Source organism: Staphylococcus sp. aM, assembly GCF_052975125.1.
This window is the reverse complement of record NZ_CP121447.1, coordinates 932,241-945,031: the sequence shown is the minus strand read 5'-3', so window position 1 is coordinate 945,031 and position 12,791 is coordinate 932,241. Positions and strand designations below refer to the sequence as shown.

General features: G+C 33.2%; 9 protein-coding genes. 1 reads left to right on the top strand and 8 read right to left on the bottom strand.

Annotated features, from left to right (window positions below):
- Nucleotides 1-37: 37 nt before the first annotated feature.
- From P7F85_RS04615 to gatC, 4 genes are all read right to left on the bottom strand, one after another.
- Complete coding sequence (locus P7F85_RS04615) at nt 38-1,015, bottom strand: diacylglycerol kinase (RefSeq protein ID WP_447158570.1); 978 nt, start codon at nt 1,013-1,015, stop codon at nt 38-40.
- A 320-nt stretch (nt 1,016-1,335) separates the two neighbouring features.
- Nucleotides 1,336-2,763 (bottom strand): Asp-tRNA(Asn)/Glu-tRNA(Gln) amidotransferase subunit GatB, encoded by a 1,428-nt coding sequence (gatB, locus tag P7F85_RS04610; RefSeq protein WP_002452275.1) that lies wholly within the window; start codon nt 2,761-2,763, stop codon nt 1,336-1,338.
- A gap of 12 nt (nt 2,764-2,775) precedes the next feature.
- Nucleotides 2,776-4,233, bottom strand: coding sequence for an Asp-tRNA(Asn)/Glu-tRNA(Gln) amidotransferase subunit GatA (gene gatA, locus P7F85_RS04605; protein WP_002466125.1), 1,458 nt, complete (start codon nt 4,231-4,233; stop codon nt 2,776-2,778).
- Nucleotide 4,234: 1 nt separating this feature from the next.
- Nucleotides 4,235-4,537: an Asp-tRNA(Asn)/Glu-tRNA(Gln) amidotransferase subunit GatC gene (gene gatC / locus P7F85_RS04600; protein WP_002452273.1), complete on the bottom strand. Its 303-nt coding sequence runs from the start codon at nt 4,535-4,537 to the stop codon at nt 4,235-4,237.
- Between the two features lie 419 nt (nt 4,538-4,956).
- On the opposite strand from gatC, the gene putP reads away from it, so the two are divergent.
- Nucleotides 4,957-6,495, top strand: coding sequence for a sodium/proline symporter PutP (putP, locus tag P7F85_RS04595; protein WP_447158569.1), 1,539 nt, complete (start codon nt 4,957-4,959; stop codon nt 6,493-6,495).
- A gap of 53 nt (nt 6,496-6,548) precedes the next feature.
- Here the strand turns inward: putP and P7F85_RS04590 are convergent, their stop codons facing one another.
- The 4 genes from P7F85_RS04590 to P7F85_RS04575 are packed head-to-tail and all read right to left on the bottom strand — an operon-like array spanning nt 6,549 to nt 12,652.
- Nucleotides 6,549-7,751 (bottom strand): CamS family sex pheromone protein, encoded by a 1,203-nt coding sequence (locus P7F85_RS04590; RefSeq protein WP_015364854.1) that lies wholly within the window; start codon nt 7,749-7,751, stop codon nt 6,549-6,551.
- Nucleotides 7,752-7,760: 9 nt separating this feature from the next.
- Nucleotides 7,761-9,767, bottom strand: coding sequence for an NAD-dependent DNA ligase LigA (ligA, locus tag P7F85_RS04585; RefSeq protein ID WP_046464269.1), 2,007 nt, complete (start codon nt 9,765-9,767; stop codon nt 7,761-7,763).
- A 3-nt stretch (nt 9,768-9,770) separates the two neighbouring features.
- On the bottom strand, nt 9,771-11,963 hold the full coding sequence (pcrA, locus tag P7F85_RS04580; protein WP_002466142.1) for a DNA helicase PcrA: 2,193 nt from the start codon (nt 11,961-11,963) through the stop codon (nt 9,771-9,773).
- On the bottom strand, nt 11,960-12,652 hold the full coding sequence (locus tag P7F85_RS04575) for a heptaprenylglyceryl phosphate synthase (protein WP_002466119.1): 693 nt from the start codon (nt 12,650-12,652) through the stop codon (nt 11,960-11,962). The genes pcrA and P7F85_RS04575 overlap by 4 nt, the downstream gene beginning before the upstream one ends.
- Nucleotides 12,653-12,791 lie beyond the last annotated feature (139 nt).

Below are 12,791 nucleotides of genomic sequence, written 5' to 3'. Positions count from 1 at the left end.
TCTTGCCTATCCTAACCTTGTGTTCTTTAAATATTTATTAAACTTCGTCTTCTGAATTATGTTGATAATCCTCAGCCTTCATCTGTGGTGTTACTGTTGGTTGATCAAGTAATTCTTCATTATGAATATCATGAGGTGTAAATACATCGATATGTCTTTCTAAATTTAAGAAATTAGCTGGTAATTTGCCGCCATATTCACCATCAACATTTAATTGCATTTCAGTATATGATGAAATATTAATAGATTTTGCTTTTTCATATATCACTTTAGGATGCTTTGTATGTTCGCCTCTTGAAGCTAAAGTCATGATGTGACCTAATTCTGCTAAGTTCGCCTTTTCTACTATTATTAATGTATAGTAACCATCATCTAACTTTGCGTCAGGTACTAATTTTTCAAAACCTGCCATTGAATTAGTTAGTCCTAGTAAGAATAGCAATGCTTCTCCCTGAAAGACTTTATCATCATATTCGATTCTTAAATCAACAGCCTTCATTTGCGGTAACATTTCGAATCCTTTAATGTAATACGCAAATGACCCGACGATAGATTTTAATTTACTTGGTGTTTCGTATGAGACTTGTGTCAGTTGACCACCTGCTGCTAAGTTAATGAAGTAACGACTGTTCATTTTACCTATATCAACTTTAGTACTGTGTCCTTCAATTATCACATCAAGCGCACCCATTATGTCGTTTGGCAAATGCAACGCTCGTCCAAAGTCATTAACTGTGCCCATAGGTATAACACCTAATTTCGGTCTATTAGGTTGCTCAGCGATTCCATTGACTACTTCATTTAATGTACCGTCGCCACCCGCTACTATTAAAATATCATATTGTTGTTTAAGTGCTCGCTCTGCTTCTAAAGTAGCATCACCTTCGCGCTCTGTAGCATAAGCACTTGTTTCGTATCCAACTTTTTCTAGTTTAATTAAAACATCAGGTAGCATTCGTTTAAATAGCTCTTTACCAGATGTCGGGTTATAAATAATTCTTGCTCGTTTTCTCATATCATATCCCTCGACTTCATATACTCATATTTAATATTAAATGATTTACACTCGAGTTGAAAGTATTTTTTAGAACTTGATAGTAATTTATTGTTTAGAAGCGCTTATATATGAGCTTTGCTAAAGTTTTCAAATATAACTATATTAAAGTGTTTAATTTAACTTTTGTATTAATTATTATTCATACGTTTTGTTTTATATCTAAATGCTTTCAATCTTAGTTAAGGACTACTTATTTCTCCACCAAAAAGAATGACATTCAAAAAACTCCTACAACGAATAGTTTACACTAAACGTTATAGGAGTGAAAATCAAATTATTTATCTTTTATCTAGCTCTTGTTTAAGTAATTGGTTTACTTTTTGAGGGTTTGCTTGTCCTTTAGAAGCTTTCATAATTTGACCAACTAAGAAGCCCATTGCTTTACCTTTACCATTTTTATAATCTTCAACTGATTGAGGATTATTATCTAATGCTTCATTAACAAATTTTAATAAAGTAGCTTCGTCTGAAATTTGAACTAAACCTTTATCTTCCATAATTTGTTTCGCATCTCCACCATTTTCTGCTAATTCAGGGAAGACTTTTTTGGCAATCTTACTGCTCATTGTGCCGTCTTCGATTAATTTAATCATACCTGCTAAGTTTTCTGGTGTTAATTTTGTATCTTGTAATTCTACTTGATTTTTATTCAAGTATTCATTTACGCCACCCATTAACCAGTTAGAAGTTAATTTCACGTCTGCACCATGTTCTATAGCACCTTCAAAGAAATCAGACATTTCTTTAGTAAGTGTTAAAACATGCGCATCGTATTCAGGTAATCCTAAATCATTAACATATTTAGCTTTACGTTCATCTGGTAATTCTGGAATTGTTTGACGAACACGCTCTTTCCATTCGTCATCTACATATAATGGTACGATATCTGGCTCAGGGAAATAACGATAATCGTCAGATCCTTCTTTAACACGCATTAAGATTGTTTTACCTGTTGATTCATCAAAACGACGCGTTTCTTGACCAATCTCTCCACCATTTAACAATTCTTCTTCTTGGCGTTTTTCTTCGTATTCTAAGCCTTTACGAACATAGTTAAATGAGTTTAAGTTTTTCAATTCAGCTTTTGTACCGAATTCTTCTTGGCCATATGGACGTAATGAAATATTAGCATCGCAACGTAATGATCCTTCTTCCATTTTACAATCAGATACACCTGTATATTGAATAATTGAGCGTAACTTTTCTAAATAAGCATACGCTTCTTGAGGTGAACGGATATCTGGTTCAGATACGATTTCGATTAATGGTGTACCTTGACGGTTTAAATCAACTAAAGAATATCCATCTTTATGTGTTGATTTACCAGCATCTTCTTCCATGTGTAAACGAGTAATACCAATACGTTTTGTTTTACCGTCTACTTCGATGTCGATATATCCATTTTCACCGATTGGTTCATCAAATTGAGAAATTTGATAAGCTTTTGGATTATCAGGATAAAAGTAGTTTTTACGGTCAAATTTAGAATTTGTAGCGATATCCATATTTAAAGCCATTGACGCACGCATTGCCCAGTCTACTGCTCTTTTATTAACAACAGGTAGAACACCAGGATATGCAAGGTCAATTACGTTTGTATTTGAGTTAGGTTCTGCTCCAAAATGTGCAGGTGATGGAGAGAACATTTTTGAGTCTGTTTTTAGCTCAACATGAACTTCAAGTCCGATAACTGTTTCAAAATGCATTATTTCCACTCCTTATAATTTTTCATAAGCGTCATGTAGGTTGAATTGTGTTTCATATTGATATGCAACACGATATAACGTCTTTTCATCGAACGGTTTACCAATAAATTGTAATCCAATTGGGCGTCCGTTTGATTGTCCACAAGGAACAGAAATACCTGGTAAACCTGCTAAGTTAACTGGTGTAGTTAATAAATCATTGGCATACATTGTCAATGGATCATCAATCTCATCACCTAAATCAAACGCTGTTGTTGGTGCAGTTGGACCTACAACAATGTCATATTTTTCAAAGATTTTATCAAAGTCATTCTTAATTAAAGTTCTTACTTTTTGTGATTTCTTATAAAATGCATCATAATAACCTGAACTTAACGCGAATGTTCCTAAGAAGATACGGCGTTTAACTTCGTCACCAAAACCTTCTGATCTAGACATTTTATAAAGTTCTTCAAGTGATTGTGCTTCTTTGGAGTGATAACCATAACGGATACCATCAAAGCGAGCTAAGTTTGCTGATGCTTCTGATGATGCAATAACATAATATGATGGAATACCATATTTCGTATTAGGTAATGATACCTCTTCTACTTCAGCACCTAATGATTTTAATGTTTCTACTGCATTTTTTACTGATGCTTTAACATCTTCGCTAACACCTTCACCTAAATATTCTTTAGGAAGTGCTACTTTTAAGCCTTTAATATCTTTTCCAATTTCAGAAGTAAAGTCAACATCATCAACCGGAGCGCTTGTTGAATCATTAGCATCTAAACCAGAAATAGCTTCTAGCACTAATGCGTTATCTTTAACGTTACGAGTTAATGGTCCAATTTGGTCTAATGATGAAGCGAATGCGACTAAGCCAAAACGTGACACACGTCCGTATGTTGGTTTCATACCCACGATACCGCAATAAGATGCAGGTTGACGAATAGAGCCACCAGTATCTGACCCTAGACTAAATGGTACTAAACCTGCTGCTACAGCCGCAGCTGAACCACCTGAAGAACCACCTGGTACAGCAGAATGATCAAATGGATTCACTGTTTTCTTAAAGTAAGATGTTTCAGTAGAACCACCCATTGCAAATTCGTCCATGTTTAATTTACCAATTAAAACTGCATTTTCATTATGCAATTTATTCATAACAGTTGATTCATAGATAGGTACAAAACCTTCCAACATTTTACTTGCACATGTTGTTTCTAAATCCTTAGTTATAATGTTGTCTTTAATCCCCATTGGAATACCAAATAATTTACCTTCCATTTGGTCTTTGGCTTGTAATTCATCTAATTCTTGCGCTTTTTTCATCGCATTTTCTTTATCTAAAGCTAAGAAAGATTTGATTGTAGGATCAGTTTCTTCAATAGCATCATAAATATCACTTACAATTTGTGAAGGTTTAATTTCTTTATTTTTAATTAAAGTTAATAAATTCTCAACAGACTCATAGCGAATACTCATCTTAAGCGTCCTCCTCATTCATGATGGCTGGAACTTTAAATTGTCCATTTTCAGTTTCTTTTGCATTTTTTAATGCTAATTCTTGAGGAATGCCCTCGATAGCTTTATCTTCACGTAATACATTTTGTAAATCTAATACGTGGTATGTTGGTTCAACACCTTCAGTGTCTGCACTATCATTTTGTTTAGCAAAATCTAAAATACTCTCTAATGTATTGGCCATTTCATCCGTTTCTTCAGGAGAAATTTGAAGTCTGGCTAAATTAGCTATATGTTCAACTTCTTCGCGTGTTACTTTAGTCATTAAATAAAAGCCTCCTTATTACTCATTCATCACTAAATTGTATCAAATATTCATTTAAAAATCTAAGTATTTATTGCATAATGCCAATTTAAATCACTGTCCTCACTTTTTTGAACATGTTTTTAGTCATTTCCATTACATAATCCAATAATCAAAGATTGATTCATTTAGGTGTAACTTATTTATATGTATTTATCATATATTTCTATTAAAACACTAGATTTTATATTAATCATTTATGATTATGCAATATTTATAAGTGGGAATATTAATTAAAATTTATAATGTAAGCGCTATATCGCTGTTTTGTCAGTTCTTTAAAAATAAAATTTTATTTTTTCACTTTTCTAAACATTTAACTATAATGTATAATATTACATGTGACACAAATCAATGAATTATAAGAGGGAGTGGTTAATATGCTATATTTGGGGACTGAACTAAATCAACAAGTTGATGCAAATTGGCAAACTTACATCATGATCGCCATTTACTTTATTATTCTGCTTATTATAGGTTTTTATGGCTATAAACAAGCAACTGGTAATTTAAGTGAATTCATGTTGGGTGGTCGTAATATAGGTCCTTACATAACTGCACTATCCGCAGGAGCTTCGGATATGAGTGGTTGGATGATCATGGGATTACCAGGTTCTGTTTATAGTACTGGTTTGTCAGCCATTTGGATAACAATCGGTCTAACACTGGGTGCTTATATTAATTACTGGGTTGTAGCGCCTAGGCTAAGAGTTTATACAGAAATTGCAGGAGATGCCATTACACTCCCTGATTTCTTTAAGAACAGATTAAATGACCAACAAAATATTATTAAAATTATTTCAGGATTAATTATCGTTATATTCTTCACTTTATACACACATTCTGGTTTTGTTTCAGGCGGTAAATTATTCGAAAGTGCCTTTGGATTAAATTATCATTTTGGATTAATTCTCGTCGCTGTTATTGTTATCTTTTATACATTTTTCGGTGGTTATTTAGCTGTATCTATTACAGACTTTTTCCAAGGTGTTATTATGTTAATCGCTATGGTCATGGTACCTATTGTAGCAATGATGCAGTTAAATGGATTTGATACTTTTAGTAAAGTAGCAGCAATGAAACCAACAAATATGGATTTATTTAGAGGCACGACATTAATTGGTATTATTTCTCTATTTTCATGGGGATTAGGATATTTCGGTCAACCTCATATTATTGTTAGATTTATGTCTATTAAATCTCATAAATTATTACCAAAAGCGAGACGCTTAGGAATCAGTTGGATGACGATAGGCTTACTTGGTGCGGTTTGCGTAGGATTAACAGGTATTGCCTTTATCTCTGAACGTCATATTAAAATGGAAGACCCAGAAACATTATTTATTATTATGAGCCAAATACTATTCCACCCACTAGTTGGCGGATTTTTACTTGCAGCGATCCTTGCTGCTATTATGAGCACTATTTCATCTCAACTTTTGGTTACTTCAAGCTCATTAACTGAAGATTTTTATAAATTGATTCGTGGGGAAGAAAAAGCAGCAACACATCAAAAAGAATTTGTAATGGTAGGACGATTATCTGTATTAGTTGTAGCTATCGTAGCCATCGCTATTGCTTGGCATCCAAATGATACAATTCTCAATTTAGTTGGTAATGCTTGGGCAGGTTTTGGTGCATCTTTTAGTCCATTAGTATTGTTCTCATTATATTGGAAAGGTTTGACGAGAGCTGGTGCTATTAGCGGTATGATTAGTGGTGCTTTAGTTGTGATTATATGGATAGCATGGATTAAACCATTAGCTTCTATAAATGAATTATTTGGTATGTATGAAATTATTCCAGGTTTTCTTGTAAGTATTATTGTGACATATATTGTAAGTAAATTAACGGCTTCACCTGGAGAATTTGTAAATCAAGACTTAGCTAAAGTAAAACAAATTGTTAAAGAAAAATAAAAAATACGCGTAGAAAAGGCCAACCTTTTCTACGCGCTTTTTACTTTTATAAATTAATTATGATAAATGTGAACCTGTGGTTCTTTATCATCTTTATTTTTACTAATTAGTGCTCTTGGATTGTTACCATCTTTAATTCTAATTTCATACTCATCTATATCATCAAAGTATTTATTAGCTTGTTCTGTCACATATTGTGTGATTCCAATCGTTTCAGCCTGACCATAATAGTCAATTGGTAAATCCACTGTTAACTGTTTTGCTTTTTTATCTACAAATTTCACTTTACCTACTGCTTGAGTAAAGTTAGAGAAATAAGATTGTAGGTTATCATTAAATTGTTTAAAGTTATTATTTAATGATTCATCATATTTACCTGCTGTAGATGAAGGTAATAAAGCAGTTGTCTCATTAATTGTTTTCCAATCATTGATTTTCGTTTGACCATCATCAGCAGTTGCGCCTGCCATAAATTCACCCGGCGTAATAGACTCTTGGCTACTTTGTTTATATATAGCAAAGTGAATTGGAATATCTTTTAAGTCACTATTTTCTCTTAATCTAGATAATATTTCACTCGCCATTGCTTTACCTTGCTTCTCTATTTCTTTGTCATCTAACTTCTTGCTATACGTTTCGCCATCTTTCTCTTTCTGATAATAATATTCACTATTCATAGCTAAACCAATGGTCATACCCTTAATATTTTTACCTTTAGTATCACTATTACCATAGAAATCCTGTTCTAAAATATTAGATAAATAGGCTGGCGATTTTTCAGCTATTTTAGTTGGATTTGTTTCTCCTTGATGAGAAGGATTAAGGCCTAAATTTTCATTAGCTTTTTTATCTTTCTTCTCTTTATCACTCATTTTTTCTATTTCTTTTTTAGTATATTTGGGATCAAGATAAGCATTGATTGTCTTTTTATCTAAAAATTGCCCATCTTGATATAAGTATTTGTTTGTAGGAAAAACTTCTTTACTTAGTTCTAACAGACCACTCTCAAAGCCTTCGCTGTTATAGCTATTTGCCATATTATCTTGTAATAACCCACGTGATTGACTTTCTTTAAATGGTAAAATCGTACGATAATTATCGCCTTGTACGTTTTTATCTGTAGCCACTTGTTTGACCTGAGATGAATGACTTCCTTTAGTATGATCTGCTTCTTGGTCAGATGATTTATCTTTATCGTTACTGCATGCGGTTAAAATAAAAATTGTCGAGATAAGTAAAATTATTGTTCGCTTCATCGACGTACCTCACTCATTGTTTATTTCATTTTGTTTTGTTGCAAATTCTTCTTCAGTCCATATTTCCGTTCCAAACTTTTCTGCTTTAGTTAATTTAGAACCTGCATCAGCTCCAGCAATGAGTATATCTGTACTCTTAGTGACACTGTTCGTCACTTTCGCACCTTGCATTTGCAACCACTGCGAAGCCTCATTACGTGTCATTTGTTCTAATTTACCAGTTAATACAATTGTCTTACCACTAAAATCAGGATGTCCTTCAATTTCAGTAGTTTTAACACCTTTATATGTCATATTAACATCTTTATCTTTTAATTTTTGAATTAATGCACGAATGTCATCATTTTCTAAATAAGTGACTACTGATTGTGCTAATTTACCACCAATATCATGAATGGCAATCAATTCCTCTTCAGTTACTGTCAAAAGACGATCCATAGTTTCGTACTTTTCAGCTAGAACACGACTTGCTTTTACACCTAAATGACGAATGCCTAAACCAAACAATAAATGTTCTAACGACTGTGATTTAGCTTGTTTTATAGCTTCTAATAAATTTTCAACTTTTTTACTTCCCATACGTTCAAGAGGTAATAAATCTTCTTTTTCCAAATAAAAGATATCGGCAACATCTTTAATCAAATCATTTTCATATAACTGTTGAATAATTTTAGTACCTAAACCATCAATATTCATAGCCTGACGTGAAACAAAGTGAATAAGACCTTCGATCAACTGCGCTTGGCATTTAGGATTAATACATCGTAAAGCCACTTCGCCTTCTATTCTTACTAACTCATGACCACAACTTGGACAATGCGTCGGCATATGATACGTTTCAGCATCTTCAGGTCGACGGTCAATAATACTTTTCACAACTTCTGGGATAATATCGCCTGCCTTTTTGACAACAACACTATCACCAATTCTGATATCTCTTTCATGTATTAAATCCTCATTATGTAATGAAGCCCTTGATACAGTCGTACCTGCCACTCTCACTGGTTCGAGGATTGCCGTAGGTGTAACAACACCTGTACGTCCTATACTTAATTCAATGTCTAATAACTCTGTAACAACTTCTTCAGCAGGAAACTTATAAGCAATAGCCCATCGAGGTGATTTTTGGGTGAATCCCATTTCATCTTGTTGTTCCAAATCATTGACTTTGATAACGATGCCATCTATATCATAAGGTAAGGTTTCTCTTTCAGCTGTCCATTTTTCAATATATTTAAGCACGCCGTCTATATCAGATACTCTCTCACGTTCATGATTTGTCTTAAATCCTAATTGATCTAATTCATCTAATGCACCACTTTGAGTAGTCGCTTCAAAGTCAGTAAAATCGTTAATACTATATAAGAATACACTTAACTTTCTTTTAGCAGCTAGCTTAGAATCTAGTTGGCGTAACGACCCTGCTGCTGCATTACGAGGATTTGCAAAAGGTTGCTCGCCATTCTTTTCTTTTTCTTCATTTAAATTCATAAATGATTTTCTTGGCATATATGCTTCTCCACGAACTTCAAAATTAAGTGGTTCTTTAATTTTTAATGGAATGGCATGAATCGTTCTTAAATTTTCAGTTATATCTTCACCCGTTGTACCATCACCACGAGTTAATCCTTGTACGAAACGGCCGTTTTCATATTTTAAAGAGACCGCTAAACCATCTATTTTAAGTTCACACATATATTCTACTTTGCCAATATTTTCTCGTATACGTTGATCAAACTTTCTTAAATCTTCCTCATTGAAAGCATTACCTAAACTAAGCATAGGCGTATCATGATTCACTTTTTCAAAGGATGATTGTGCTTCGCCACCTACTCGCACTGTAGGTGAATCTGGTGTCTTAAATTCAGGATGTTCTTCTTCAATATGAATGAGTTCGTGTAATAATTTATCGTATTCACTATCTGGCACTGATGGGTTATCTTGAACATAGTATTCATAACTATATTGGTTTAATAAATCATGTAATTCATCTACACGATTTTGTAATTGACTCATCCACTAGTCCTCCTTTTTCTCAATTGGTGCAAATTGTGCAAGTAATCGTTTAGGTCCTTCTGATTTAAAAATAATATCTAATTCGACAGAACCATTCTTTTCGTTAACGTTACTAACCATTCCTTCTCCCCATGCTTTATGAGTCACTTTGTCTCCTACCTTCCAATCTGAAGATGTGACTTGTTTCTTAGATGACGTTGTACGTTTACTAAATCCACGTTTTTGAGTTGGTTTTGCTTTAGGTTGAATCGTTTGTCGTTTACTACCAGAATGACTCTCCATTAAATCTTCAGGTATTTCTTTTAAGAAACGTGATGGCATATTTGATTGAGAACGACCAAATAACATTCGAGTTGTTGCATTCGTAATATATAACGTTTCCTCTGCTCGTGTAATTGCTACGTAACAGATACGTCGTTCTTCTTCCATTTCGTGGTCATCATCACTTTTAATTGCTCTTATATGCGGGAATAGCGACTCTTCCATACCCATGATAAACACAATTGGAAATTCTAAACCCTTGGCAGAGTGCATCGTCATTAATGTAACACCCGATTCTGTATCCGCTTCATCAATATCAGCTACAAGTGATAAATCCGTTAAAAAGTTGATTAATGATTGCTCTTCTAATGGCGTGTTTTCTTCATAGTCTTTGGGAACCGACATAAATTCGTCCAAGTTTTCTAAACGACTACGTGATTCAAGTGTTTGTTCTCTATCAAGCATATCTCTGTAACCAGATTTGACTAGTACTTCTTCTACGATTTCGCTAATTTCAAGAAACTCTTGCTCTTTAATAAGATTTTGAATCATTTCGTAAAAAGCGATACATTCTTGAGTTACTTTTTTAGATAATCCAATAAAATCAACTTCACCTAATGCGTCAAACATACTGATATTATTTTGAACTGCATAAGTTTGAATTTTTTCAACTGATGACGGTCCTACACCTCGTTTAGGTACATTAATAATACGTTGTAAACTAATATCATCATTACTATTGGCAATCACTCTTAAATAACTTAATAAATCTTTAATTTCTTTACGATCATAGAATTTTTGTCCGCCAACCATTGTGTAAGGAATGTTTGATTTCATAAATGTTTCTTCAAGTACACGCGATTGTGCATTGGTTCTATATAAAATAGCCATATCACTATATTTTTTACCATTACGTTGATGCTTCATAATTTCACGAACAACATATTCTGCTTCATCACGTTCAGTTGTTGCTTCATAATAATTAATTTTATCTCCGCCTGTATTAGCAGTCCATAACCCTTTAGGCTTTCTTTCAGTATTGTTTTTAATGACTTCATTAGCAGCATTTAAGATTGTTTTTGTTGAACGATAGTTTTGTTCTAGGAAGATTGTTTTGGCGTCTGGATAATCTTCTTCGAATGACAAGATATTTTGAATATCAGCACCACGCCAGCCATAGATAGATTGGTCTGAATCACCTACAACACATAAATTTTTAAACTTGTTCGCTAGTAATTTAATTAGCGTATATTGTGCTTTGTTCGTATCTTGATATTCATCAACATGAATATATTGGAATTTGTTTTGATAATATTCTAAAGCTTCTGGTACTCTTTCAAATAAATTAATCGTTGTCATAATTAAATCATCAAAGTCCAACGCTTCATTTCTTGAAAGTTGACGCTGATAGCCTTTATACACAGTAGCAACCATTTGTGAATGATAATCATTAGCTTCTTTTTGAGCATCTTCTGGCGTTTTTAATTCATTTTTTAAATTGCTAATGGCACCAATAAACATACGTGGTTCAAAACGTTTACTATCGATATTTTCATTCTTTAAAACATCTTTGATCACTGATTTTTGGTCAGTTGGATCAATAATCGTGAAATTACGTTCTATGCCGATACGATCTGCATCTCGACGTAATATACGAACGCACATAGAGTGGAATGTAGACATCCATATTACTTGTGCTTCTTCGCCTACTAATTGTTCTACTCTAGCTTTCATTTCTTTAGCAGCCTTATTTGTAAACGTTATGGCTAAAATATTGTAAGGTGATACATCTTTCTCGTCTAATAAATAAGCGATTCTATGTGTTAACACACGTGTTTTACCAGATCCTGCACCTGCCATAATCAATAGTGGCCCTTCTGTAGTTCTGACAGCTTCACTTTGCTCTGCATTCATATTCTTTACTAATGAATTCATTTACTAGACTCCTTTATCTTAACTGTTTTTAATGCTTTCTTTATATCTTGATATACAATATCACCAACGACGATTGTATCAGCAAACTCAGCCATTTCTTTTGCTTGTGATAACGATGTTATTCCGCCACCATAAAATAATTGTGTTGTCGTTAGTGTATTTGCTACTGACTTCACTTTCTCTACATCCCCATATTCACCACTATATTCGAGATACATTATAGGGAAACGATATAATTCATTGGCCATTAATGCATATGAATCTACATCATCTATATCTAATTGCGTATTTGCTTTTGTTTTTTGCGCAACTTTACTATTTTCATTTAGTACTAAATAACCTTCAAAGACGACTTCTTCAAAGTTAATAACATGACCAAATTCCTTTAAAGCTTCTAATAGCATTTCATTATGATACTTTACATTGTTACTATTTAAAACAGTAGGTACAAAGTAAAAATCAAAACCTGGCATAACACTCTCTAAGTTAGAAATTTCAAGAACAAGTGGTAATGGATAACGTCGTACTCTACTCATTAAATGAATGACGTTATCTTCAGTTACGTTATCAGTGCCACCGATGATGATAGCATCTGTATTTGACATACCAATCGCATCTAAATCATCGTCTGAAATAGGCTTAGCAGGGTCTAATTTAAATACATGACGCCATTGTTTAATATCATACATTACGTGAAACTCCTTTTTTTAACATACCTTAAATTATATCATTTTTAACATGCTAGTTCTAAACAGATCATATGAAATTGTATAACTTATTTTTCACTTTTGATACTAAAAAAGAAACGATCGTTAACATATTAAAGAT